The 25057-nt window shown below is 67.4% G+C and carries 24 protein-coding genes; 12 read left to right on the top strand and 12 right to left on the bottom strand.

Going from position 1 to position 25057, the window contains the following annotated elements:
• Nucleotides 1–2 precede the first annotated feature (2 nt).
• Both B161_RS0112430 and ssuD read right to left on the bottom strand, forming a co-directional pair.
• A complete protein-coding gene (locus B161_RS0112430; protein WP_018633744.1) occupies nt 3–1022 on the bottom strand; it encodes an ABC transporter substrate-binding protein in 1020 nt (339 codons plus the stop codon).
• Between the two features lie 127 nt (nt 1023–1149).
• Nucleotides 1150–2319, bottom strand: coding sequence for an FMNH2-dependent alkanesulfonate monooxygenase (gene ssuD / locus B161_RS0112425; RefSeq protein WP_018633743.1), 1170 nt, complete (start codon nt 2317–2319; stop codon nt 1150–1152).
• 57 nt (nt 2320–2376) lie between these two features.
• Between ssuD and B161_RS19640 the strand changes: the two genes are divergently transcribed.
• The 4 genes from B161_RS19640 to B161_RS0112410 are packed head-to-tail and all read left to right on the top strand — an operon-like array spanning nt 2377 to nt 5193.
• Nucleotides 2377–2571 (top strand): hypothetical protein, encoded by a 195-nt coding sequence (locus B161_RS19640; protein ID WP_157755622.1) that lies wholly within the window; start codon nt 2377–2379, stop codon nt 2569–2571.
• Nucleotides 2568–3560, top strand: a complete 993-nt coding sequence (gene tauA, locus B161_RS0112420; protein WP_018633742.1) for a taurine ABC transporter substrate-binding protein — start codon at nt 2568–2570, stop codon at nt 3558–3560. Before B161_RS19640 ends, tauA begins: the two co-directional genes overlap by 4 nt.
• Entirely contained in the window at nt 3557–4345 is a 789-nt protein-coding gene (locus B161_RS0112415) for a taurine ABC transporter ATP-binding protein (RefSeq protein WP_026310404.1), read from the top strand. Before tauA ends, B161_RS0112415 begins: the two co-directional genes overlap by 4 nt.
• Nucleotides 4342–5193: an ABC transporter permease subunit gene (locus tag B161_RS0112410; protein WP_018633739.1), complete on the top strand. Its 852-nt coding sequence runs from the start codon at nt 4342–4344 to the stop codon at nt 5191–5193. The genes B161_RS0112415 and B161_RS0112410 overlap by 4 nt, the downstream gene beginning before the upstream one ends.
• Before the next feature lie 25 nt (nt 5194–5218).
• Here the strand turns inward: B161_RS0112410 and B161_RS0112405 are convergent, their stop codons facing one another.
• The 6 genes from B161_RS0112405 to B161_RS0112380 all read right to left on the bottom strand — a co-directional run bounded on the left by B161_RS0112405 (nt 5219) and on the right by B161_RS0112380 (nt 11848).
• On the bottom strand, nt 5219–6157 hold the full coding sequence (locus tag B161_RS0112405; RefSeq protein WP_018633738.1) for an ABC transporter permease: 939 nt from the start codon (nt 6155–6157) through the stop codon (nt 5219–5221).
• 2 nt (nt 6158–6159) lie between these two features.
• Nucleotides 6160–7263: an ABC transporter permease gene (locus B161_RS0112400; RefSeq protein ID WP_018633737.1), complete on the bottom strand. Its 1104-nt coding sequence runs from the start codon at nt 7261–7263 to the stop codon at nt 6160–6162.
• Nucleotides 7250–8779: an ABC transporter ATP-binding protein gene (locus B161_RS0112395; RefSeq protein WP_018633736.1), complete on the bottom strand. Its 1530-nt coding sequence runs from the start codon at nt 8777–8779 to the stop codon at nt 7250–7252. Before B161_RS0112395 ends, B161_RS0112400 begins: the two co-directional genes overlap by 14 nt.
• Before the next feature lie 91 nt (nt 8780–8870).
• Nucleotides 8871–9878, bottom strand: coding sequence for a BMP family protein (locus B161_RS0112390; RefSeq protein ID WP_018633735.1), 1008 nt, complete (start codon nt 9876–9878; stop codon nt 8871–8873).
• A 64-nt stretch (nt 9879–9942) separates the two neighbouring features.
• Nucleotides 9943–10725 (bottom strand): 5-formyltetrahydrofolate cyclo-ligase, encoded by a 783-nt coding sequence (locus B161_RS0112385; protein ID WP_018633734.1) that lies wholly within the window; start codon nt 10723–10725, stop codon nt 9943–9945.
• A gap of 136 nt (nt 10726–10861) precedes the next feature.
• Entirely contained in the window at nt 10862–11848 is a 987-nt protein-coding gene (locus B161_RS0112380) for a LysR family transcriptional regulator (protein WP_018633733.1), read from the bottom strand.
• A gap of 239 nt (nt 11849–12087) precedes the next feature.
• On the opposite strand from B161_RS0112380, the gene B161_RS0112375 reads away from it, so the two are divergent.
• From B161_RS0112375 to B161_RS17970, 6 genes are all read left to right on the top strand, one after another.
• Complete coding sequence (locus B161_RS0112375; protein ID WP_018633732.1) at nt 12088–12612, top strand: hypothetical protein; 525 nt, start codon at nt 12088–12090, stop codon at nt 12610–12612.
• A 100-nt stretch (nt 12613–12712) separates the two neighbouring features.
• Nucleotides 12713–13951 (top strand): DUF4384 domain-containing protein, encoded by a 1239-nt coding sequence (locus B161_RS0112370; protein WP_018633731.1) that lies wholly within the window; start codon nt 12713–12715, stop codon nt 13949–13951.
• A gap of 66 nt (nt 13952–14017) precedes the next feature.
• Nucleotides 14018–15406: a serpin family protein gene (locus B161_RS0112365; protein ID WP_157755621.1), complete on the top strand. Its 1389-nt coding sequence runs from the start codon at nt 14018–14020 to the stop codon at nt 15404–15406.
• 12 nt (nt 15407–15418) lie between these two features.
• Complete coding sequence (locus B161_RS18975; RefSeq protein WP_018633729.1) at nt 15419–15943, top strand: OmpA family protein; 525 nt, start codon at nt 15419–15421, stop codon at nt 15941–15943.
• 30 nt (nt 15944–15973) lie between these two features.
• Nucleotides 15974–16558, top strand: coding sequence for a hypothetical protein (locus B161_RS0112355; RefSeq protein ID WP_018633728.1), 585 nt, complete (start codon nt 15974–15976; stop codon nt 16556–16558).
• Nucleotides 16559–16570: 12 nt separating this feature from the next.
• Nucleotides 16571–17428 (top strand): S1 family serine peptidase, encoded by an 858-nt coding sequence (locus B161_RS17970; protein WP_018633727.1) that lies wholly within the window; start codon nt 16571–16573, stop codon nt 17426–17428.
• Between the two features lie 48 nt (nt 17429–17476).
• Here the strand turns inward: B161_RS17970 and B161_RS18970 are convergent, their stop codons facing one another.
• The gene (locus tag B161_RS18970; protein ID WP_169338279.1) at nt 17477–19087 is read right to left on the bottom strand and encodes a caspase family protein; all 1611 of its coding nucleotides are present in this window, start codon (nt 19085–19087) and stop codon (nt 17477–17479) included.
• Between the two features lie 156 nt (nt 19088–19243).
• On the opposite strand from B161_RS18970, the gene B161_RS20210 reads away from it, so the two are divergent.
• Both B161_RS20210 and B161_RS0112335 read left to right on the top strand, forming a co-directional pair.
• A complete protein-coding gene (locus tag B161_RS20210; RefSeq protein WP_018633725.1) occupies nt 19244–19378 on the top strand; it encodes a hypothetical protein in 135 nt (44 codons plus the stop codon).
• Nucleotides 19375–20094 (top strand): caspase family protein, encoded by a 720-nt coding sequence (locus B161_RS0112335; protein ID WP_018633724.1) that lies wholly within the window; start codon nt 19375–19377, stop codon nt 20092–20094. The genes B161_RS20210 and B161_RS0112335 overlap by 4 nt, the downstream gene beginning before the upstream one ends.
• A gap of 68 nt (nt 20095–20162) precedes the next feature.
• Here B161_RS0112335 and B161_RS0112330 read toward each other — a convergent pair whose 3' ends face one another.
• Genes B161_RS0112330 through fdnG form a run of 3 tightly spaced genes read right to left on the bottom strand, consistent with a single transcriptional unit; the run spans nt 20163 to nt 24975 of the window.
• Entirely contained in the window at nt 20163–20891 is a 729-nt protein-coding gene (locus B161_RS0112330) for a formate dehydrogenase subunit gamma (RefSeq protein ID WP_018633723.1), read from the bottom strand.
• Nucleotides 20888–21895, bottom strand: coding sequence for a formate dehydrogenase subunit beta (gene fdxH / locus B161_RS0112325; protein WP_018633722.1), 1008 nt, complete (start codon nt 21893–21895; stop codon nt 20888–20890). The genes B161_RS0112330 and fdxH overlap by 4 nt, the downstream gene beginning before the upstream one ends.
• Complete coding sequence (gene fdnG / locus B161_RS0112320) at nt 21892–24975, bottom strand: formate dehydrogenase-N subunit alpha (protein ID WP_276202282.1); 3084 nt, start codon at nt 24973–24975, stop codon at nt 21892–21894. The genes fdxH and fdnG overlap by 4 nt, the downstream gene beginning before the upstream one ends.
• Between the last annotated feature and the right edge of the window lie 82 nt (nt 24976–25057).

The raw sequence follows: 25057 nt of genomic DNA, 5'->3' as shown, positions 1-25057 counted from the left end.
CCTCAGCTTCCATTGGAGGAGATGCGCGGATCCGCGAAGAAATAATCCGTCAGAGCCTTGGGCTCGGTCTTGATCGCGCCCACCCGATGCAGGAACTGGCCGAGGCCCAAAGTGTTTTGCGGGGTGATGGTGAAGGTCACCTCCGGATTCGTGATCACGCCCAGCAAAAGATCGCGGTCGATCTTCGCGCCGCTGGTTTTGACGTAGATGTCGGCGGCCGCTTCGGGATTCTCGCGCACGAAGCGCGCCGCCTCCTCCAGACCGTCGAGGAAGGCCTTATAGGTCTTGGGGCTCTCCGCGACGAATTTCTCGGCGGCGTAGAGCACCGTCGAGGAGGCCGGGCCGCCTTGCACGTCATAGGATTTCAGGGCGATGCGCGCGTTCGGATTCTCGGCGAGGATCTGCTCCTGAAAAGGCGGATTGCCGAAATGCGCGGTGATCTCGGTGCCGCCCTTGATCAGCGCGGCGACGGCCTCGGGATGGGGCAGCGCGACGGTGAACCGGTCGAGCCGGTCGAATTCCTCATCGCCCCAGAGCTGCGCCGAAGCCCATTGCAGAATCCGCGCCTGAACCGAAACGCCCACCGCCGGAAGGGCGATGCGGTCCTTGTCGGTGAAATCGGCGATGGTCTCCACATCGGGGTTATTCGTCGTCAGGTAATAGGGGAAATTCCCCAGAGAGGCGACGCCCTTCACGTTCTGACGCCCCTGCGTGCGGTCCCAGATGGTGAAGAGCGGCCCGACGCCCGCGCCCGCGACGTCGATGCTTCCGGAAAGCAGAGCGTCGTTCACCGCCGCGCCGCCGGAAAGCTGGACGAACTCCACTTTCAGATCGACTCCGGCCTCTTTGGCGTATTTCTCGAAGAGCCCCTGCTCCTGCGCGACGTTCAGCGTCAGATAGACCACGCCGAATTGCTGCGCGATGCGCAATTGACCCTCGGCGGCCTGAGCCGCGCCCGCGCCGAGCGCCAGAAAAGCCGCTCCGGCGAGGAGGCCGGAGACTCGGGAGATATGGAGCTTCATAGCGGGAGCCTCTTGTGTTTTGGGCGGCGTTTCAAAACGCCTGATGCGGAGACCTTAGGCGCTGAATCCGTAATTCATAAATAAGATGAAATGCTTGGCATATGCTTGGAGCGGGATTGCGGGGGTCTCAGCCGCCCGCGGCGAGCTTCGCAACCGAGGAGAGGCCCACCGAAAACTCATTGGCGATGGCGTCGCGCAGACCCTGCCGCCGCGGCTCGATCCCGAGCAAAGGAAAGAGCAGTTCGGCCACGTGATAGGCTTCTTCCAGATGCGGATACCCGGAGCCCACGATGGTCTCGATTCCCAGCGCCTGATATTCGCGCAGCCGCCCGGCGATCTGCTCGGGCGTCCCGACCAGCGCCGCCCCGACGCCCGTCCGCACCAGCCCGACCCCCGCCCAGAGATTCGGCGCGATCAGCAGCTTGTCGCGACGGCCGCCATGCAGCGCGGCCTGTCGGCGCTGGCCGACGGAATCCATCTCCTGCGTGAAGCGGCGCCAAGCATGTTCGATCTGCTCGTCGGTGACATGGGCGATGAGCTTTTCGGCGGCGCGCCAAGCCTCTTCCTCCGTCTCCCGGACGATGAAATGCAGGCGCATCCCGAACCGCAGCTTGCGGCCGCGCGCGGCGGCCTTGCGGCGCACGGACTCCAGTTTCTCGGCCACGTCCGCCAGAGGCTCGGCCCAAGTGAGATAGAGATCCGTCGCGTCGGCGGCGAGATCCTGCCCCGCCTCCGAGGAGCCGCCGAAATAAAGCGGCGGGCGCGGCGATTGCGCCGGAGGAAAATCCACCCGCGCGCCTTGGAGCTTGTAATATTCGCCGTCGAAATCCACGGTCTCGCCCGTGACGAGCCGCGTCCAGATGTCGAGGAACTCCCGGCCCTGCCGGTAACGCTCGTCATGGGAGAGGAAGATCCCGTCTCCGGCCAATTCCTTGGGGTTGCCGCCCACCACCACGTTGAGCAAAAGCCTCCCGCCGCTGAGCCGGTCCAGCGCCACGGTCTGACGCGCGGCGAAGGCCGGAGAGGTCACGCCCGGACGCAAGGCCACCAGAAACTTCAGCCGCTCGGTGAGCGCGGCCAGCCCCGTGGCGGTGATCCATGAATCCTCGCAGCTCTGGCCCGTCGGCAGAAGGACGCCCTCGAAGCCCAGCTCGTCGACCGCCGTGGCGATCTGCTTGAAATAGCGGAATTCCGGACGTCGGGCGCGCTTCTCCGTCCCCAGATAGGCGCCGTCTCCATGGGTCGGGATGAACCAAAAGAAGTTCAGCGGCGCGGATTGAGGCGGAAGACTCGTCATGGGGCGGGATCCTGAAAGGTCGGAAGACTCCAGGAACTATTCAGGAGGGCGGGCTTCGTGTCCAAGATCATCATCAGATTTATTTTTGCGATTTTGAGATATGCGCAAAGCCGGAGACGGATCGGCCTTCCGGATCATTATTCAAAATCCTCAAATAGATGGAAGGAGAAATCACTAGGGGATCGCCTCCCGGCGCGAGATGCTTCGGCCTCCGGCGAAAGCGCCGCATCGGATAAGGAAACCTCTCAATGACTCGCAGATTCGCCGCGCTCGCCGTCCTCTTCGGCGCCTCTTTCCTCACGCCCGCCGCCGCTCAGGATCTGCGGATCGGCTGGCAGCAGATCGTCGAGCCGAGCCGCGTGGCTCAGGCGACGGGCGCCTATGAGGCGGAGACCGGCGCCGAAGTCTCCTGGAGCCTCTTCGGCGCGGGCGCCGACGTCATCGCCGCTCTGGCCTCGGGCTCGGTGGACGTGGCTTATATCGGCTCCAGCCCGATCACCGTGGCCGCCAGCCGCGAATTGCCCATCGAGGTGATTTATGTGGTCGGCAACATCGCCTCCGCCGAGGCCCTCGCGGCGCGCGACGTGGCGGAGCCGAAGGATCTCGCCGGCAAGACCATCGCCACGCCTTTCGCCTCCACGGCGCATTATTCGCTGCTGACGGCTCTGGGGCATTGGGGCCTCAAGCCGAGCGATCTGCGGCTGGTCAATCTGCGCCCGCAGGAGATCGCCGCCGCCTGGGAGCGCGGAGACATCCAAGGCGCTTATGTCTGGGATCCGGTGCTGAGCCAGATCAAGGGCTCGGGCGGAAAGGTGCTCGCGGATTCGGCCGACGTGGCCGGATGGGGCGGCCCGACCTTCGACGGCTGGGTGGTCCGCAAGGAATACGCCGCGGCCCATCCCGAGATCGTGGCGGGCTTCGTGCGCGCGACCGGCGCGGCCACGGACGCTTATCTCGCCGATCCCGAAGCCTGGAGCGCCGAATCCGAACAGGTCAAGGCCATCGCCGAATTGACCGGCGCTTCGCCGGAGGAGATCCCCGCCCTGTTGAAAGGCTATGAATTCGTCGGGCTGAAGGATCAGGCGGGCGAAGCCTTCCTCGGCGGCGGCACGGCGAAGGCCGTCGCGGACACGGCGGCCTTCCTCGTCGAGCAGGGAAGCTTCCCGAGCGCCCTCGCCGATTACGCGCCCTATGTGAACGCGGCCTATGCGCGTCAGGCCGCTCAGGCGGATCAGAATTGAGCCTTTTGCGCCTGCGCCGCGCCTCGCTGAGCTATCCGGCGGGCGGGGGCGGCTCCGTCGAGGTTCTGCGCGACGTCAGCCTGACGATCCGGCGCGGCGAATTCGTCACGGTGCTGGGGCGCTCGGGCGCGGGCAAGACCTCGTTGCTCAACCTCGCGGCGGGCTTCGTCGCCCCGAGTTCGGGCGCGGTGGAGGTCGACGGGCGTCCGGTCTCCGGGCCGGGCGCCGACCGCGCCGTGGTCTTTCAGAACGACGCCCTGCTGCCTTGGCTCGACGCGGCGGAGAACGTCGCTTTTCCCTTGCGGCTCAAAGGCGTGGGGCGGGCGGCGCGGCTGGAGCGGGCCGCCCGGCTCTTCCGGCTGGTCGGGCTGGAGGGCCATGAGCGCAAGAACCTCTGGGAGCTGTCGGGCGGCCAGCGCCAGCGCCTCGGCATCGCGCGGGCCATCGCCGCCGAGCCGGAGTTTCTGCTCATGGACGAGCCCTTAGGCGCCCTCGACGCCATGACCCGCGACCGCATGCAGGAGCTTTTGCTCAAGGTCTGGCGGGCCAGCGGCGCCGGAGCCCTGCTGATCACCCATAGCGTCGAAGAGGCTTTGTTCCTCGGAACGCGGGTGGTCGTGATGGAGCCGCATCCGGGGCGGATCGGGCTTGAGGAGCCGCTGGATTTCTCATCGCGCTTTCTGGAAGGCGCCTCCGCGCGCGCCCTGAAGGCGGAGCCCGCCTTCATCGCCGCCCGAGAGCGCCTGATCGCGGCCATTCACGTCGAGGAGACGGCCCTGTCATGACCATCAGCGCGACGAATCCTCCTGAGCGCGAAGCCTCCCGCCCCCGAGGTCGGGCGGGCGGCGCGCTCTCCTCCGCCTTTCTCAAGCGCCTGCCGATCTTCGCCGCGCTCTTCACGCTGACGGCGATCTTCGGCCTTTGGCAGATCGCTTCGGCGCGCGGATGGGCGCCTCCGGTCTTTCTGCCCTCGCCGGAACGCGTCTGGAAGGCGGCGCGGACCGCCATGGAGGTCGGATACGCCAACGCCACCCTCGGCCAGCACGCCGCCGCGAGCCTCGGGCGGGTGATGGCGGCTTTGCTCGCCACCCTGTTGATCGCGGTTCCGGTCGGCTTCGTGCTGGCGCTGAGTCCCGTCGGGCGCGGGCTGCTCGATCCGATCATCGAATTCATCCGGCCTTTGCCGCCTCTGGCCTATCTGCCGCTGGTCATCATCTGGTTCGGCATCGGCGAGGGCAGCAAGATCCTCGTCATCTCGGTGGCCATGTTCGCGCCCATCGCGATCTCCACGGCTTTCGGAGTCGGAAGCGCCTCGGAATCGCAAATCCGGGCGGCGCGCTCCTTCGGGGCGAGCCGGATCCAGACCTTGCGCCATGTGCTTTTGCCCGCCGCTCTGCCTTCGATCCTCTCCGGCGTGCGGATCGCGCTCGGCGCCGGATGGACGACCCTCGTCGCCTCGGAGCTGGTCGCCGCCTCGCGCGGGCTGGGCTATATGATTCAATCAGCGGCGCAGTTTCTGGTGACCGACATGGTGATCGTCGGGATTCTCGCCATTTCGCTCTTCGCCTTCGGCTTCGAGATCCTCTTTCGGCTGGTCGAACGGTTCTGGTCGCCATGGTCGCGGCGCCGCTGAGCTCCGCGACCGGGCGATCCGGGCCTCATTCGCGGGAATAGGGGACCATGAGCGATTCCGGCTGATCCGCCTTGCCGATCAATCCGGACATGGCGAGGATCGTCACCAGATAAGGCAGAGCCAGCAGCAATTGCGGCGGGACGCCCGAAGTGAAGATCTGCAAAGTCAGCTGCAGAGCGTCGGCCGCGCCGAAGATCAGCGCCGCGATGGCCGCGCGCAGAGGATCCCAGCGTCCGAAGATCACGATGGCCAGCGCGATGAAGCCTTGTCCGGAGACCACCGTCTCGCGGAATTGCCCCACCTGCGCCAGCACGAGATAAGCCCCCGCCGCGCCCGCCGCCACGCAGGAGATCAGCACCCCCGCATAGCGGTAAGCCGTCACGTCGAGTCCGGCGGTGTCGGCGGCGCGGGGATTCTCGCCCACCGCCCGCAGGTTCAGGCCGAAAGAAGTCCGCCGCAGCACGAACCAAGCCCCCGCCGCCACGAGCGCCGTCAGATAGACCAGCGGCGTATGACGAAAGAGGATCGGCCCGAGGAAAGGAATCTCCGACAGCAGGGGGATCGGCAAAACCGAAAACATGACCGCCGTCTGAGCCCCCGAAGCGCCGCCGAGGATCAGGCGATAGGCGTAGCTCGCCAGCCCCAGCGCGAAGATGTTGAAGATCACCCCCACCACCACCTGACTCGCCTGAGCGGTCACATACATGAAGCCGAGGAAGCCGCCCGCCGTCAGCCCCGCCGCCATGCCTCCGAGCATCCCGAGCCAGAGGGAGCCGGTGCTCCAAGCCGCCCACCAAGCGACCAGAGCCCCCAGCAGCATCACGCCTTCGATGCCGATGTTCAGCACGCCCGCGCGTTCGGCGAACAACTCGCCGAGGGCCGCCAGCAGCAAAGGCCCCGCCAAACGCACCGTCGCGGCCAGCCAGCCCGTGAGAAAAGCCGTCAGAGCGAAATCCACATCCATGATCAGACTCCCTCTCCGGCTGAGGCGGTCCGGCGCCCCGGCAGGCGCAGGCGATAGCGGCGGAAGAATTCTCCCGCGAGGATGAACAGCACGATCAGGCTCTGAATCATGAAGACGATGGAGGAAGGCAGGCCCGCCTGACGCTGCATGGCGTCGGCGCCGACGGTCATTCCGGCGTAGAGCGTCGAGGCGATCACCACGCCCAGAGGATGAAGCTTGCCTAAAAGCGCCGCCACCATCCCCACGAAGCCCACGCCGCCCGACATGCCGTCGATCAGCCGGTGATGGAGCCCCAGAACCTCGACCATGCCCGCCATGGCCGCGAGGCCCCCGGCGAGACAAGCCGCCATGAATTGCCTGCGCCCGACCTCCACGCCGCCGAAGCGGGCGGCTTTGGGGTTCAGCCCCGTCACGACCATCTCATAGCCGATCCGCGAGCGCAAAAGCAGCGCCCAGACCACGAGCGCCGCCGCCAGAGCGATGAGAATCCCGGCGTTGGCCCTCATGCCGTCAAAAAGCTGCGGGAGCCATGTCTCGCGCGGCAGACGCGGACTTTGCGGCAGGCCGCCCGGCTCGCGCAAAGGCCCTGAAACCAGATATTGCACCAGCAGCAAGGCCACGTAATTCATCATCAGCGAAGTGATGACCTCATTGCCGCCGAAACGGCTTTTGAACAGCCCCACGATCCCGGACCAAATTCCCCCCGCGATCAGCGAAGCCAGAATCGCCAGAGGCAGAAAAGCCGCGAAAGGCAGACCCGCGAGAATCTGCCCCTCGCGGACCATCAGCGCGACCCAGGTCGCCGCCGCCGCGCCGATCATCACGCAGCCCTCGAAGCCGAGAAAGCCGAAGCCCGTCCGCCAGGCGACCACCGTCCCGAGCCCGATCAGGATCAGAGGCGCCGCCTTGAGCAAGGTGAAGCCGAAGCCCCGCCAAGTGAGGAAGCTCTCGCCGAAGAGGGCCGCATAGGCGCTGAAGGGATCCGCGCCGAAAGGCAGAAAGAGCAATCCCCCCACCGCCAGAGCCGCCAGAATCGCCAGAGCCGTGGAGAGGGCCGCCGCCGCCGCGCCTTCGGCCGGCGCCGCCCGACGCTCAAAGATCCGCATGGCCGTCTTCCTCTCCATGGCTCCCGGCCATCATCAGGCCGATCCGACGCAAATCGGCTTGAGCGGCGGGAAGCTCGCCCATGATCCGCCCTTCGTAGATCACCGCGATGCGGTCGGAGAGATTCAAAATCTCCTCCAGCTCCGCCGAGATCAGCAGAATCGCCTTGCCCGCCTCGCGCAGCCGCAGAAGCTCGGCCCAAACGGCCTCGATGGCCCCCACGTCGAGGCCCCGCGTCGGCTGCTCGACGATCAGCGCCCGAGGATCCGAGGCGATGGCCCGTCCCAACTGCACCTTTTGCAGATTGCCGCCCGAGAGCTTGCCCGCCGGATAATCCGGCTTGCGCGGACGAATGTCGAAACGCTCCATCAATCCGGCGGCGAAGCTCCGGCCGCGCTTGCGGTCGAGCAGCCCGAAGCGGGCGTAGGCGCGCTGATCGCCGAGGATCGCGTTCTCCGCGATGGAGAGCGCCCCCACCGAGCCCACATGTCGGCGGTCGGCGGGCACATAGGCCACGCCCGCGCTCCGGCGTTCGGCGGGAGAGGCGCGGGTCAGATCCCGCTCGCCGAGCAGAACCCGTCCGCCCGAGGCCGTCCGCAACCCCGTCAGGGCTTGGGCCAATTCGGATTGTCCATTGCCGTCCACGCCCGCCAGCCCGAGGATCTCGCCTTCGCGCAGATCCAGCGACAGCCCTTCGAGGGCGCTGCGTCCCTGATCGCTCATCACCGTCAGGCCCTCGACCCTCAGCACCGAAGGCCCCGCCGGACGGGTCGAGCGCCGGGCGGTCAAAGCCACCTCGCGCCCGACCATCAGCCGGGCCAACTCCGCCTCGGAGCTTTCGGCGGTCTTCACCGAGCCCACCACGCGCCCGTCGCGCATGATGGTCACGCGGTCGGCGGCGGCCATGATCTCATGCAGCTTATGCGTGACGATCACCACGGCGTGGCCCTGATCGGCCAGCGTCCGCAGCACCTTCAGCAGGGCCTCGGCCTCGCCGGGCGTCAGGACGGCGGTGGGCTCGTCGAGGATCAGCAGCTTCGCCTTGCGATAGAGCAGCTTCAGGATCTCGACGCGCTGCTGCGTCCCCACCGGCAGATGCTCGATCCGGGCGGCGGGATCCACCTGAAGCCCGTAGCGGCGGGACAGCTCCGCGATCTCGCGGGCCGGGCCCTCCAGATCCAGAGGCTTCAGAGCGCCGCCCGCCTTCAGCCCGAGAACCACGTTCTCAGTCGCGCTGAAGCGCCGGACGAGCATGAACTCCTGATGGATCATGCCGATTCCGGCGGCGATGGCGTCGCGGGTGGAGCGCAGATCCAGCGGGCGGCCCTCTATGAGGATTTCGCCCGCGTCGCGGCCGTAAAGCCCGTAGACGATCTGCATCAGCGTGGATTTCCCCGCGCCGTTCTCGCCGAGCAGGGCGTGGATCTCCCCGGCGTTCACGTCGAAATCCACGTGGTCGTTGGCGAGGACGCCGGGAAAGCGTTTGACGATTCCGCGGGCGGAGAGAAAAGGCGTCATCAGGCGGCTCTCCGGGCTGGCTTGCGGAAAAAAAGGGGCGAGATCGCGACTCCGGCGCGCAGGGTGGGCGCGCCGGAGCCCGGTCCGAAGCTCAGGGCGCGAGCTTCGACACCTCGATCTCGCCCGAGCCGAGCCCGCTCCAGATCTTCTGGAAGGCCGACCAGGCTTCCTCGGAGATCAGAGCGGAATCGTGGTCGCCATGCTCGCCCGCTTTGAGCGACCACATCTCAGTGACCTTCGGCCGCCATTCCTCTCCGCCTTTGAAGGCCCCGGCGGCGACGGAGTCGCCCACCTGTTCGACCATCCAACCGAGATTCATGACGAAGCTCGCGCCCACCGTTCCGGGCGCGACCGAGGTCTGATCCGAATAGCAGCCCAGCGCCTTGGCGCCGCCCGCCACGGCGCCCTGAATCGCGCCGAGCCCAGTGACGTTGGCGCCGTGCCAGATCACGTCCGCGCCGTTGGCGATCATCGCCGAAGCCGCCTCCGAGCCGCGTCCGGCGTTGTCGTAATCGCCGGTGATCACGCCGAGCCCCTTGACGCCCTCGCGGGTCAGCTGGGCCCCGGCGACGAAACAGGCCATCATGCGCTGCTGGGTGGGATTGTCGCCGCCGCCCACGAAGCCGACCGCCTTGCCCTTCTCCGAGATCAGCGCCGCCAGAGCCCCCGCGCCGTAAGAGGCGTCGTAATAAGCGAGGTCGATGAAGCCGAGATTCTCCGGGGCTTCGCCCTCGGGCTTGAAGGTCGAGGCGAAGAATTTCTGATCCGGATATTCCGGCGCGATCTCCAGAAAGGCCGAGCCGAATTCATAGCCATGGCCGATGATCAGGTCATAGCCGTCGTCCGCGTAGCCCTCGACCACCTGAACCAGATTGGCCTGAGCCACGTTCTCGGCGTAGGCCGTGACGAAGCCTTTCGCCTTCAGGGCCTGAAGCCCCTCGTAAGCCAGCTGAGCCCAACCGCCGTCGGTGATGGGGCCGGTCATGATCAGCGCCACGCGGACCGGATCGGCGGCGCGCGCCGCGCCGATTCCGGAGAGAAGGGCCGCCGCCGCCGTGGCGGCGGTCAGCCCGAAAAGGAAAGCTCGTCTGTTCGGCATGGAAAGGGCTCCGGGTTGGGGGAGGATCGCCGCCCGCCCGGCCCGCCCGGGACGGACGCGAGCTTTAGTCCTTGCGATCCTGAAGATCGGCCTTCAGGCGCTTAAGGAAAGGGATGTCCTCCAGCTGGTCGGGCTGGACCGCGTCCCAAGACACGCCCTTGGGCTGCGGATAAGGCGAATGGGTCTCGATGGCTTCGAGCTCGGTGAAGATCCAGTTCAGCGCGGAATCATGCGGCAGCATGACGATGCGCGGATTATCCACCACCTGCGAGGAATGAACCGTGGTGACGATGGGCGCGCCCTCCGGCACTTTGCCCAATTCGCGGAAGATCCCCAGCTCCAGATCGGCGAAGCCGCCGCCTTTGCCCGTGCGCCCGCCCTCGCGGGTGACCGCCACGCAGCCCACCACGATGACGTCCATCGGGAGCATGTCCTCGAAGGCCACGGGCTCGCCATGCTCCACCGCGCCCTGAGACGTGGCGGCGAGCTCGAAATGAACGCCCTTGGCCTCCAGCTTGGCGGGGTCGAGCAGCACGAAGGGGAAACCCTTCACCAACTCGGGAACCGGCGTATAGAGCAGCTTGCCGTCATAGAGCGCCCGCAGCCGGACCGGAATCTGCGGCGGATCGGGATTGCACTTCACAACCTTGGCCGAGGCCCAGAAAGGGGTCTGCGACAGCCGCTTGGCGGCGACGTCGGCCCCGACGAAATTCGGGATGCGGCTCCAGGCCGGACCGACGTTCACGCCGGTGGTCTCCAGCGCGTTCCAGACTTCGTCCCGCAGCCCGTCCTTCTGGACGTTCCTTCCGGCCCAGCGGCCCAGCTTCTCCGATTCAGCGACGCTCATCGTCGGCCTCTCGTCTTCCCCTGCATCCGCCGTCCGAGGTTACGCCCGAACGACCGCAGTTCGTGATCAGAAGCCTAAGAACCCGAAGACGCCTTCGGCAAGAGGTCGGGCGCGCACAGAGTCTATATGGATTCGCTTATGCCGCCGCGCCGGAATCGGCGGCGATCTCCGCCGCGACCCGATGCGCCACCTCCACGACCCGCTCGCGCAGCCAGCGATGGGCCGCCGAATGCTGCATGCGCTCATGCCAGAGCAGATAGAAGCGCATGACGCCGAACTCCTCCGGGGCGGGCAAGGCGCGGATGGGCAGAATCCCTTGATAATGCCGGGCGAATCCGCGGCTGCTCGTGAAGACGAGATCCGTGTTGAGCAACACATAAGGGATGAGGTTGAACTCCGGGGCCATCACGCGGATGTCCCGCGTCAGCCCGAGTTCGGCCAGTCTGCCGTCGATGGGGCCGGGCGCCGTGGCGGAGAGCGGCGAAGGCGCGACATGCCCGAGGCGCATGTAGTCGCTCATGGAGATCCGATTCTTGCCGCTCAGCGGATGCGCGGGGCCGAAGAGGCAGACCATCCCGTCGGACATCAGCCGCGTCATGCGCAGATTGCCCGGCGGGCTCGGCCAATTGGCGATGACGGCGTCGATCTCGCCCTTCTCCAGAGCGGCGACGTAGTCGAAGCCTGAAACCACCGCCCGCAGCATGATCCGCGAGCGCGGCGAGGCCGAGCGAATGCTGGAGATCAGCCGAGGGGCGAAGAAGGCGCCCATGCAATCGGCGGAGGCGATGCGGAATTCATGATCCTGCGAAGCGGGGTCGAAGACCTGAGAGGGGCGGATCGCCTCCTCCAGATCGGCGAGGGCCCGGCGCAGAGGCTCCATCATGGCCTGAGCGCGCTCGGTCGGCACGAGCTTGGAGCCGCTGCGCACGAGCAGCGGATCGCCCGTCGCTTCGCGCATGCGGCGGAGGGTCTGGCTGACCGCCGGCTGAGACTGCCCAAGCGCCGCCGCCGCCGCCGTGACGCTGCGACGCTCCAGAATCGCCAGCAAGACCCGCAATTGCCGGGTGTCCACGTCCACGCCGACGCCCTCCAAGGGCCTTTTAGGCTGACCCCAATTGTCCATGCATCCCTCCATCAGGACCGCGCGGGGTCCGGCCCTCCGTCATCATCAGGAAAAAAGCGTTTGGATTGCAAGATCCTCCTATGGACTCGCCTCATTTATGGCGTGGATTTGTTTGATCTTGTCCTGATCGGGGCGTTTTCCCCGTTCTTCTCCTTCTTCGTCCTTTTTGTTCTCTTCGTCGATCTTTGGGCTTGTCATACCGACAAGCCGGGCGAGGGTCGTTCCGAAGGGAGAAGAAGATGGGCATGCGCGCCTCGCGTCCGGGTCTGGCTCTGGTTCTGGGAGCGGTCCTTCTGAGCGGCTGCGCCGCGACGGGAGCCGCGCCTGCGGGAGGAGGAGCCTCCTCCTCTTCCTCCTCCTTCTCGGTGGCGCTCGCCGCCGATCCCGCGCCGCCCCTGCGGATCGGCCAGGCCGTGAGCCTGCGCCTGAGCGCCGCCGCCCCCTCCTACGGCGCGCTCTATCATCTGCGCTCCGACGGCGGCGTGGCCGCCCTCGCCGAGAACATCCGCCTCGACCCCGCCGCGCGGCGCTTTCCCCCCTCGGAGGCCGGATACGTCTTGCGCGCCGCCCCGCCCGCAAGCCTCGAGCGCCTCCTCCTCGTCGGAGCCCTGCGCCCGATCCCCCCTCTGGGCTTCGCGCCTCAGCCCTCCCCCCTCTCCCCAGGCTTCGGCCACGCCGCCTTCGCCCAAGACCTCGAACGACGCATGAACGCCTCAGGAGCCCCCTGGAGCCGCGCCGAGCTCCTCCTCGAAATCCGCCCGTGAAGCCCGGGAAAAATCTTCACGCCCCCCCGCGACCGCCCCGCCCAAACCATACCGACAATCCCCCCAAGCACCGCCTCAGCCCTTTAGAAAGGACCGCGCCATGCGCAAGCTGCCTCTTCTTCTCGCCCTTCTGGGCGGCGTCCTCCCCCTCGCCTCCCTCCCGCTCGCGCAGGCTCAGACCTTCCCCTCCGAATTCGGCCCATTGGGAGCCAAAGCCCTCATCGTGGAGCAGGCTCAGGCGCCGCTGGTCTACGCCGCCCCCGCGCCGGGCGCGGAGCGCATCGGCGTGGAGGCCTTCCTCAGCCGCCCCGACGGGCGTTATGCGCTGGGCGAAGAGGTGGAGCTGCGGGTGCGGGTGGATCGCCCGAGCCACGTCACGGTGCTGAACGTGGACCCGGACGGAACGGTGCGCGTCCTTTATCCCAACCGCTTCAATCAGGCGGCCTTCCTGCAGCCGGGTCAGGAGCTGGCCGCGCCGGGACAAGGAGCCGCGCTGCGCGTGGCGCCTCCGGTGGGGCGCGAGATCATCAAGGTCATCGCCTCCGAGGCCCCTCTGCCGCTGACCAATCTGACCGACTTCCGCCAGACCGGCGCCTTCCTCTCCTCTCAGCCGGGCGCCGCGGCCTCTTTCGCCAAGGCTCTGGTGGTGGAGGCCGCGCCGCCGCCCGCTCCGGCTCCGACCTTCGCTCCGGCTCCGCCCCCTGCGGCCGGCTTCGGGCTCTGGGGCGAGAAGCTGCTCGTCATCGAGACCTACGAGCCGACCGTCGCCGCCCCGCCGCCCCCCGCCTCCTTCGCGGGCGCGCCCGTCGGGGCGGTCCCCTTCGCGGCCGTTCCCTTCGCGGCGGTCCCCTTCGCGGGCGCGCCGGTCGGGGCGGGCCCCGCGGGCGTGGTCTTCGCGCAGCCCGCCTCCGGCTTCACCCTGCGCACCGATAAGGCCAGCTATCGTCAGGGCGAGGCGGTGAGCTTCCTCGCGACCACCGACCGCCCCTGTCACCTGACCCTGCTGGCCGCGCCTCCCTCGGGCCCGAGCCAGGTGATCTTCCCCCGCCATCCCAATGAGCTGCGCCGGATCCTGCCCGGCGGAGAGATCCGGATCCCCGAGGTCTCCGGAACCAGCCTCTTCGTCAACGGCCCGCCCCGTCAGGAGACCGTGATCGGGCTCTGCGCGACCGAAGACCGCCCCGCGCCCGTCTCCGGCGCGGCCGCCCTCGGCCAGCAGGGCCTCGTTCTGGCCCAGAACGCGCCCTTCCTCGGGGCTCAGGCGCTGGAGGCTCTCTACGCCGGGGCTCCGCCGGCCGCGACCGCTCAGGCGAGCGTCTCCTATCTCGTGACCCCGTGACCTTCCGGCTCTCTTTGGGCGTCGTCCGTCCGGCCGACGCCCTCTCTTCCGCCTGAGGAGGCGTTCATGCGACCATCTCCCACTCTCGCGCTTTTGGGCGCGGCTCTGCTCTGCGGAGCCTGTCGAGAAGAGGCCGCGGCTCAGATTTCCGCCGCCCCCCCGATCTCCCTGACCGCGCCTGCGGCCGCCGAAGCCCCCGTCCCGACGCCAGAGGGCCCGGCCGCGGACGGGGCGCAGGCGGTCCGGCCCGCCCGCGCGCCGCTGCCCGACGACGCGCCCGCGCAGGCGGCCGAAGCGGCCCCGCTCCCCGCCGCGATCTCCGCAGAGGCTCCCCAAGCCTCCGCCGACGCCCCCGCCGAGCCCGGCGCCCAATCCCGCGCGCTGGACCTGACGGCCGCGCCGCTGGACGGCGAGGTCCTGACCATGCGGCTGCTGGAGGCTTTGGGCGCGGGCGGATCGGCGAACGTGCTGCTCTCGCCGGAGAGCGCCCGCTTCGCTCTGGGCATGACCGCCGAAGGCGCCTCCGAAGAGGCGGCGAGCCCCTTGCTGGCTCCGCCCGCCCTCCCCTCGGAGGAGGGTTCGTCCTTAGCCTCGGCCAACGCCCTCTGGCTCGACGAGGAGGCCGAGCCTCTGCCCGGCTTCACGGAGCGGCTGGCGCAGAAGTGGGGAGCCGAACTGCGTCGGGTCCGCTTCGCCGACGGCCCCGCCGCCGCCGCCCAGATCGACGCCTGGACCTCGGAGAAGACGCAGGGGCGGATTCCGCGTCTGCTGGACGTCCCGCCCTCGGCGCAGACCGAATTGATCCTGACCAACGCGCTGGTCTTCAAAGCCGACTGGAGCAAAGCCTTCGATCCGGCGAAGACCGTCGAGGGGCCTTTCCGGCCGGCGGGCGGGGCGCGGAGCGTCGCGGTTCCGCTGATGACCTCCGCCGCGGTCCCGGTCTTCGGCTCGGCCGAGGGTCTGGAGGCGGCGGTGCTGCCCTTCGCCGATCCCCGGCTTTCGCTGCTGCTGGCTTTGCCCCGCGAGGACGCGCCGCTCGCCGCGCAGCTTCACGCTCTGGAGCGCCTCGCGCGGCCCGAGAGCCGGGAGCCCTCTCAGGCTCTGCGCATGACGGCGCTCGTCTTGCCCAAGCTCCGGCTGGAGGGCGGGGCCGAGCTGAAGGAGGCTTTGTCGGCGGTCGGCTTCGGGCCTCTGCTGAACGCGCCTCTGAGCCGCGCCTCCAAGGCCGCGCCGCATCCGAGCGCGGTGACGCAGAAGGTCTCGGTCGAATGGGACGAGGAGGGCGCGACGGCGGCGGCGGCCACGGCCGTGGCGGCGACGCGCTCTCTGGCGCTGGCTTCGGACGCGCCTCTGCGCTTCGATCGGCCGTTTTACTTTTTGATCCTGCGGGAGGGGGCCCGGGCTCCGCTCTTCGCGGGCTATGTGGCCGACCCGCGCCCCGCTCCGGCGCGCTGAAGGAGAAGAGCCATGACGACGACGAGAACCCGCGCCGCCTTCTGCGCTTTGGCCTTTCTGACGGCCTCTTCGGGGGCCTGGGCTCAGGAGCAGGCGGTCCGGCGCAGTCTGGACCTGGCTCCGGACGCCTCCCAATCCCGGGCTCTGGCGGTGGTGGAGGAGGCCGTGGCCGCCGCCGCCCTCGCGCCGATCGGCCAGGAGGTTTCGATCAGCACCCGCATCGCCTTCGACTTCGATTCCGCGCGTCTGACGCCTGAGGCTCAGGCTCAGTTGGCCCATATCGCGGCGGCCATGCTCGGGCCCGCCGCGCAGGGCGCGCGGTTTCTGATCGAAGGCCATACCGACAGCCGGGGCGCGGAGGCTTACAACGCCGCCTTGTCCCGGCGTCGGGCCGAGGCGGTGGCGGGCCGCCTCGCGGCCTATGGCGTCCACCCGCAGAGGCTCGGGGTGGTCGGCTTCGGAGAGGCGCGCCCTTTGCCGGGGATCGACCCCGCGGCGGGCGTCCAACGCCGCGTCGAGTTTCTCATTTTGCGCTGAGCCCATCCAATCAACAGAGGAGCGCCGTCCATGAACGCCCGTTTCACCATGATCTGCCTCGCCCTGCTGAGCGGGCTCGGCTCCCCGGCCGCAGCGCAGCAGGCGACGCCGCGCGACCTGGAGGTGGAGGTTTCGCCCGATCAGGGCCTGCCCGGGGTGGCGCTGGAGGCCGCTCTGGAGCCGGTCGGCTCGGCTTCGGGGGTTCGGGTCGGGCCGGGCGCTGAGATCGTGCTGCGGGACGGGGATCTGGCGCGGGTCTGCGTTCAGGCGGACCAGCCGGGCTACGTCTCCATCTGGTCGCGGACGCAGTCCCGGCTCGGGCAGGTCCGCATCTATCCCAACGACCATACGCCGCAGGAGCGGGCTCTGAAGGGCGGCCCTTTGCCGGCCAACGAGCGGCGCTGCTTCGGCGCGGGGGAAGGGGGCTATGTGTTCCGGGTGCGCCCGCCTCTTGAGAGGGCGGAGGTCTATGTGCATTGGAGCCGCAGCCTTGCGGAGCAGTTCGAGCCGAGGGATTTGCCCTGGCTCACGGAGGAGCCCAGCGCCAAGAGCCTGGAGACCTGGCTGACGCGTCCATACGCCTCGGCGCGCCTGCGCTATCGAATCGCGCCTTGAGGGAGGACGGAGATGGGTTGGGGGAAAATCGTCGCGGCGGCGGTCTTATGGACGGCGAGCGCCGCGGGGGCTTGGGGGCAGGAGCGGTTTCTCTGCACGGAGCCCGGCACGCATCGGTCTCAGAGCAAAGTTCTGGGGGGCCGGAGCGCCCGGCCGGCGGAGGCGCCTTATCAAGCCGCGTTCAAGGCGGGGGGCGGGCTCTGCGGCGGCTCCTTCATTCAGCCCGGGCATGTGCTGACGGCGGCGCATTGCCTCTTCGACGAGTTCGGGGCGCAGACTCCGGCTCATCTGATCCGGGTTCAGCATGGGTCTTTGGAGCTGGACGGGGCGGATCGCCGGGAGATCGCGGTCGCGCGGGTCCATATCGCGCCGGGCTATGATCCGGGGGGCCATGAGCATGATCTGGCGATTTTGGAGCTGGCGGAGAACGCGCCGCTTTGGTTCGACGAGTTGGCCGCGCCGGCCACGCCGGGTCTGGAGCGGAGCCTGACGCGGACGGGCACCTGCGCGCAGGCTTCGGGCTTTGGGGAGAGCGTTTCGGGCGGGGGGGCGGCGACGAAGGCTTTGCAGATCGTGGAGCTGCCTTTGGTCGATCAGAGCCTCTGCGCGCAGGCGATCTCCGCGACGGGGGGCGGGCTCAAGGCGGGGATGCTCTGCGCGGGCTACGCGCAGGGGGGGCGGGACACCTGCCGGGGCGACAGCGGGGGGGCTTTGGTGGCGTCTTCTCCGGGGGGCGTGGTGCCCTGGCTGCAGATCGGGGTGGTGAGCTGGGGCGTGGGGGCTTGCGGCCGACCGGGCTCTTACGGCGTCTACACCCGCGTTTCGGCCTATGTCGACTGGATCCGCGGGGTGGTTCAGGGGGGCGGATGAGCGCGGAGGGCTCGGGAGGAGGAGCCTCCCGAGCCGCGGCGACCCAGATCACTTCCCCCTGAGGCGGTCGAGCGTCCTCTGCGCCCATTCATGTTGCGCCGAATCCTCGGAGGCCAAGGCCCGCTCATACCAGCGCCGCGCCTCCGCGAGATCGCGCGGGACGCCGCGCCCCTGCTCATACATGAGGCCGAGGTTGTTCATGGCTGTGGCCTGTCCCAGCTCCGCCGCCCGCCGATAGAGCCGCACCGCCTCGGCCTCGTCCTTCGCCAGATCGCCGCGCCCCTGCTCAGACATGAAGCCGAGGTTGAACATGGCTGTGGCCTGTCCCAGCTCCGCCGCCCGCCGCCACCAGCGAACCGCCTCGGCCTCGTCCTGCGCCAGACCGCCCCGCCCTTGCGCATGCATGAAGCCGAGACCGGTCATGGCTTCGGCCTNTCCCAGATCCGCCGCCCGCCGATAGAGCCGCACCGCCTCGGCCTCATCCTGCGCCACGCCCCACCCGTTCCTATACATGAGGCCGAGATTGAACATGGCTGAGGCGTCTCCCAGCTCCGCCGCCCGCCGCCACCAGCGAACCGCTTCGGCGTCGCTCTGCGGCGCGCCCTCGATCCCGCGGCTATAGCGAAAGCCGAGATTGAACATATCCGCCGCGTTTCCGGCTCCGGCGCGCTCCAGAAATTCGGCCGCCAAGCTGCCCGGCGCGGGCAGGAGAGGGGCGGGGGTTCCAGCAGAGGCGGGCGCGGGGGGCGGCGCAGGAGCGACGTGAACCGGAGCCGCCGCAGGGGCGGGCGCGGGAGCCGGCTGCGGCCTTGGAGCCGGGGGCGGCGCAGGGGGCGGCGCGATCGCCAGATCCCAGCCCGGACAGGCGCCCGAGAGGCAGAAATAACCGTCCACCCCATCCGAATAATCAGGATTTTGCGCATGGCCGACGCTCGACGCCAGAGAGGACACCCGTCCCTGCGTCAGCTTCATCGCATGGGAGAGCGGGAGATTCTGCTCCAGATAGGGCAGAAACACCCGCGTGAAGACCGAATAGCGCTCCGTCTCGCCGGGGCGCAGGAAATCCCGCGCCTGCTGGCCCGGACTCGCCGAATAGGCGATGAAATTCCCGTTCGACCGCTGATCGCGCGCCAGACCCCGCGTCCCAAAGCTCTTGCTCCCGTCGGAGAAGGGATTGTCGCGGCAGGCGTCGATGATCGCGATCCGCACCCGAGCCCCCCGCCGCGTCAGACGGTCCAGAATTCCATTCGCTCCGTTGATCAGCGGCAGGGAGCGGTCCTCCGCCTCGCTCGGCGAGCCCGAGCGCGGCATGTCCACCGGCATGAGGTAGTTCACCCCGCCCGAACTCCAGCCATGGCCCGAGAAGACGAAGGCCGCCACGTCGCCCGGCTCCACGCTCTCCACGAAGGCGCCCACCGCGCTGCGCGTCCGGCTCTCGTCGAGGTCCGTCAGCAGCGTCACCGCGAAGCCCTGACGGCGCAGGACCGCCGCATAGCCCTCGGCGTCCTCGATGGTCTTCTCCAGCGCGCCGAGGTTCGCATAGCTCCGATTGCCGATCACCAGAGCCGCCGACTTCGCCCAGGCTCCGCCCGGAGACGAGACCGCGCAGACCAGAACCGCGATCCTGAACCCTCGCCATGAACGTCTCTCCCGCGCCATCGTCTTCTCCTCCCGGGGCTCCGCCGCGCGAAAGCCGCGCGCCTGCGTCTGGAGATGTCGGTATGGTTTGGCCCAAACCATACCGACAAAGCGCGTGAAGGGCCGTCGGACCGGCGGAGCGGACAGGAGAAGGACCGAAATGACCGAGAAATTCCAATGCGCCATGCCGCCCTGATCGCCGACGTGCTGGAGCGCATCGGCTTCGAGGTCTGGCCCAAAGGGCGACGCGGCGCCCGCCGCTCCACCACCTCCCCCTCTTCTCGCTGCACTCCTTCAGGAGAACTCTCATGAAACGCAAAATTTTGACGGCCCTCGCTCTGGCCGCGACCGCCCTCGCCGCCCCGCCGCCTTCCCAAGCCGGCCTTAGCCTCAGCCAGACCGCCGCCCCCCAGGCCTCGGTCACGCTGACCCTCTCCAGCATGGATCGCGATTGCGAAGATCCTCAGGCCGCGACCTGTTTTCCTTCGCGCCTCGCCGCCGCCATCGCCGCCGCGCCGGACCCCGCTCCAGCGGCTGAAGTCCTCGCCGCGGCCGCCCAAGGCCTCCGCTTCGCCAGACTGGAGGCCGATCTGAGGGGAGGCGAGGCCCCCGCCTTCCGCAGGCCGCAGACGAAGACCTTCGCTCTGCTCGTCGGAGTCTCCGGCTATAGCGCGCAGCCCTTCGCCGGAACCGCCGTCAATCTCCGGCTCATGGAGAGCGCCTTGCGGAAGGCGGGCTTCGAAACCCGCGTTCTGCTGGATCCGACCATCGAGGATTTCGCCAGAGCGCAAAGCGCATGGCGCCAAGACCTCGCCGACGCGTCGCGAAACGCTCAGGCTCTGGTCTATCTCTATGGGCTGGGTCTTGAGGGGGAGCGGCGCTTTTGTCTGCAAACGCCGACTCCGAGCCTTACGCCTGATTTCTGGCGCGATTGTCTGGCTCTGTCGAGCTTTTCAGCGCAGGATCTCGCCCCCTCGCTCCTCATCGTCGACGCGGAGTTCGTATCCCTGCGCCCGCAATCTAAATGACGCCGGGGAGATCCCTATTCGACGCCGAGATCAGGATCTCCATGAAGGGCTGAAGCGCCTCCGGGCGTTCATCGCGGCTTTACGGCGGCGCCGTTCGCTTCCGCCGCCCCCTCCGAAGGCTCGTCGCGTTTGCGGCGGGCCAATTCCTTGAACCATTTGCGGTGATGCCGGAAGGCCCAGCCGCCCGTCACCGTGCCGCGAGTCATGGCGCTGATGGTACCGCGCGTCCAGATGGCCGCGTAGACATGGGCGATGAAGATGAAAAGCGAGCCCAGAGCCGCCAGAGCATGGACCACCACCGCCGCGCGACGCACCGGAATCGAGACGAGATTGGGGAAATACTCCTCCCAGATCATCACGCCGCTCACGATCAGCACCATGATCAGCCCGGACATGCCCCAGAAGACGCCTTTTTGTCCGGCGTTGTATTTGCCCAGCTCCGGCAGGTTCTCCTCATTGCCCTTGAGCACGTCGCCGATCTTCAGGCTCCATTCGACGTCCTCGCGACGCGGCAGATTCAGCCGCCACATCTGGAGGAAAAGCCCCATGAAGCTGAAGAACAGCAGCACCCCCACCAGAGGATGCAGCCAGCGCGTCGTCTGGCCGCCGCCGAAGAGTCCGGTCAGCCAGAAGAGCGAAGGATGGAAGAAGGCCGCGCCCGACAGCAACAGCACGATCATGCAGCCGGCGGTCAGCCAATGGTTCGCCCGCGTGAAGCCCCGATAGCGGAAGACGCGCAAGGGCGCTTCGCTCTCGATCTCGTCGCCCGGCGCGGAATCGACGCGTTTTTCGGTCATCGAGCCGCCTCGCCTGAAGCTTCGGCGGCTTCGGGAGCTTCATGGACGATGTCCTCGTAAAGCTCCTCGGCCTCCTCCTCCTCATGCTCGCTGACCTCATTGGGCTTGGCGAAGATCCCATGCAGCGCCGAGCCCAGAAAGGCCGCGCCCGCCGCCATGAGTCCGAGCTTCTTCGCCGGGCCTTTCCAAGCCTCGACCAGAGGCGAGATGCGAGGATCGTCGGGAAGGCCGGAATAGATCGAGGGCTTGTCCGCGTGATGCAGCACATACATCACATGGGTTCCGCCCACGCCCTGAGGATCGTAAAGCCCGGCGTTGTCGTAACCGCGCTCCTTGAGATCCTCGACGCGCTCGGCGGCGAGGGCCTTCATCTCCTCCTTGGGGCCGAAGGTGATGCATTGCGTCGGGCAGGCTTTGGCGCAGGCCGGGCCCTGCCCCACCGCGATGCGGTCGGAGCAGAGGGTGCATTTCTTCGAGACATGCGCCGTCTTATGGATGCGGGGCACGTCGAAGGGGCAGCCCTTCACGCAATAGCCGCAGCCGATGCAGTTGTCCGAAATGAAGTCCACGACGCCGTTGGTGTATTGCACGATGGCGCCCGGCGCCGGACAGCTTTTCAGACAGCCCGGATCCTCGCAATGCATGCAGCCGTCCTTGCGGATCAGCCATTCGAGTTCGTTGGTCTCGGGGTTCTCCCATTCGGCGAAGCGCATCAGGGTGAACATGTCCGGCGTCAGATCATGGGGATTCTCATAGATCCCCACATTCTCCTCGACCGCCGGATGGGTGTCGTTCCACTGGATGCAGGCCGATTGGCAAGCCTTGCAGCCGATGCATTTGGACACGTCGATGAGCTTCGCCACCTCGGTGAGCTGGCGCGTCGGCGGCGGAACATGGGCCGTCGCCGAGATGCGCCGCACGTCGGTCGGCAGGAGATTGCTCTCCAGAGGCTGGGTCGGCGGATTGGAGGCCGCCGTCAGAGGTTCGGGCGCGAGGGTCGTCATGCGATGAGATCCCCTGAAGCCGGCTCGATGTTCACGAGGAAGACCTTGGATTCCGGCGTGTCGATGTTGGCGTCTCCGGCGAAGACGGTCAGGCTGTTCGGGCCGAAGCCCTTGCGCGCCGCCCCCATGAAGCCCCAATGCAGCGGAACGCCCACCACATGGACCTCCTTGCCGTCGCAGAGCAGCGGCTTGATGCGTTTGGTGACCACCGCCTTGGCCCAGATTTCGCCGCGCTTATTCCAGATCCTCACCCGGCCGCCCTTGCGGATGCCGCGCAGTTCGGCCAGCTCCACCGAGATCTCCACGAAGAACTCCGGCTGGAGGACGGCGTTGGTCTTCGAGTGTTTGGTCCAATAGTGGAAATGCTCGGTCAGGCGATAGGAGGTCCCGACGAAGGGGAATTCCTCGCTGGTCCCCAGCTGCGCGAGATCCTGCGGGAAGATCCGCCCGACGGGATTGCCGCGCATCTCCTTATTGAAGGGATTCTGAATCGGGCTCTCCCAAGGCTCCATATGGGTCGGGAAAGGCCCGTCCCGCAGGAGTTTGCGCGAGAAGAGCCGCGCCGTGCCTTCGGGATTCATGATGAAGGGCATGACCTCTTCGGGCTTGGCGGTCGGCGAGATGTCGGGCACGTCGAAGCCCTCCCAGCGCGCGCCGTTCCACTCCAGAAGCTTGCGCTTCGGATCCCAAGGCTTGCCCTGAAGATCGCAGGAGGCGCGGTTATAGAGGATGCGCCGATTGGCGGGCCAGGCGAAGGTCCAGCCGAGATAGGTGCCCACGCCGCCTTCGTCGTGATTGTCGCGACGGGCCATCATGTTTCCGGCCTCGGTCCAGGATCCGGCGTAGATCCAGCAGCCCGACATGGTGGAGCCGTCGGCGCGGAGCTGGCCGAAATTGTCGAGCAGCTCGCCCGCCTTGCGGATCGCTTTCGTCGGATCGTTCGGATCCGGCAGATCCGCCAGAGCCCGGCCGTTCATCTCCTTGGCCAGCTCCTCGGGATGAGGATTCTCCGGCTCATGGTAATCCCATGAGAGGCTCATGATGGGCTCGGGATTGGCGCCGCCTTCCTCCTCATAGAGCTTCTTCACCCGCAGGAAGAGCTGCGCCATGATCCATGTGTCGTGTTTGGCGCTTCCCGGAGGCGTCGCCGCCTGCCAATGCCATTGCAGCCAGCGTCCGGAGTTCACCGTAGCGCCGTCGTCTTCGGCGAAGCAGGTCGAAGGAAGCTCGATGACCTCGGTCATGATCTTCGTGGGGTCGACGTCGTTGTAGATCCCGTGGTCCTGCCAGAAGTTCACCGTCTCGGTCTGGAGCGGGTCGATGGAGACCAGAAGCTTCAGCTTCGAGAGCGCCGAAGTCAGCTTCGCGCGGTTCGGGAAGGAGAGAAGCGGATTGAACCCCTGACAGATGTAGAGGTTGACCTCGCCGCGATCCATCATGTCGAAGACGCGCAGGATGTCGTAATAAGGCACGTCCAGCTTAGGCAGCCAGCCATAACCCCAGTCGTTTTCAGCCTGAGCCTTCTCGCCCCAAAGGGACTTCAGGAAGGAGACCATGAACTTGTCGGTGTTCCGCCAGAAGCTGGTCTGACCGGGGAACATCGGCTTGTTCTCGCGGGCCTTGAGCCAATCGGCGAGTTCGGGCTCGCGCTCCGTGGGGAGGTTCATGTAGCCCGGCATCATATGCGACAAAAGCCCGATGTCGGTCAGGCCCTGAATATTCGCATGGCCGCGCAGAGCGTTCACGCCGCCGCCCGGAAGCCCGATGTTGCCGAGGATCAATTGCAGCATCGCCATGCCGCGGATGTTCTGAGCCCCCTTGGAATGCTGCGTCCAGCCCAAGGCGTAAAGCGAGGTCATCACTTTATCCTTGGCCGAGGTCTCGCCGATCATGCCGCAGATTTGCAGATAGCGATCGATGGGCGTGCCGGTCAGATTCGAGACGAATTCCGGCGTATAGACCTCGACATGCTCCTTCAGCAGATTCCAGACGCAGCGGGGATGAGTCAGCGTGGGATCGGTCAGGGGCTGGCCCTGATCGTCCATCTGATATTCCCATGAGCTGCGGTCGAAATCGCGCTTCTCTTCGTCATAGCCGGTGAAGAGCCCTTCGGACCAGCCGAAATCCTCACGGATCAGATAGGTCGCGTTGGTGTAGGCTTTGACGTAATCCCACTGCACCTTGTCGTTCTTCAGGCAATAGCGGATCACGCCCATCAGCCACGCGATGTCCGAGCCGGGGCGCACGGGCGCATAGACGTCCGCCACGGAGGCCGTGCGGGTGAAGCGCGGATCCACCACGATCAGCTTGGCGCCGTTATGATGTTTGGCCTCGGTCACCCATTTGAAGCCGCAAGGATGGGCTTCGGCGGCGTTGCCGCCCATGACGATCACGAGATCCGTATTTTTAATGTCCGTCCAGGCGTTCGTCATCGCTCCGCGGCCGAAGGTCGGGGCCAAACTGGCCACCGTGGGGCCGTGTCAGACGCGAGCCTGATTATCCAGAGGCAACAAGCCGAGCGCGCGGGTGGTCTTCCACGTCAGCCAGCCGGTTTCATTGGTGCCGCCCGAAGCCGCGAGGAATCCGGCGGTGGTCCAGCGGTTCACCGTCACGCCCGCGTCGTTCGTCTCGACGAAATTGGCGTCGCGGTCGTCCTTGATGTGGCGGGCGATCTTATCGAGGGCGAAATCCCACGAGACTTCGCGCCATGCGGTCCCGCCCGGCTCGCGATAGCGCGGAACCGTGGTCCGGGTCTCGGATTTGATGAAGTCCTTGAGCGCCGCGCCCTTGGGGCAGAGCGTGCCCCGATTGGTCGGGTGGTCGGCGTCGCCCTCGATATGGACGAGCTCGGCCTGCTCCCCGGCTTTGAAATCGCCGTTGGAGTACATGATGATTCCGCAGGCGACCGAGCAATAGGTGCAGATCGAGCGGGTTTCGGTCGTCGTGACCAGCTTGAAGGGTCGGACGCGCGCGGCGACCGCCGCTTCGGCCGCGCCGAAGCCCATGGCCCCGAGCGACGTGGCCGCCGCTCCGGCGCCCGCCAGTTTTAGAAAACTGCGGCGAGACAGGTTGACGTTCACGAAACCCCCCTTTGGCTGGCTTGCCTTCGCGAGCGATGAGGCGGGAGCGGAAACCTCCCTTGATCAGCGAAATTTCATCTTC

The sequence above is a fragment of the Neomegalonema perideroedes DSM 15528 genome, from assembly GCF_000374145.1.
Classification (GTDB): Bacteria; Pseudomonadota; Alphaproteobacteria; order Rhodobacterales; family Rhodobacteraceae; genus Neomegalonema; species Neomegalonema perideroedes.
The sequence above is the reverse complement of the archived record's forward strand: the minus strand, read 5'-3'. Positions and strand labels throughout refer to the sequence as shown.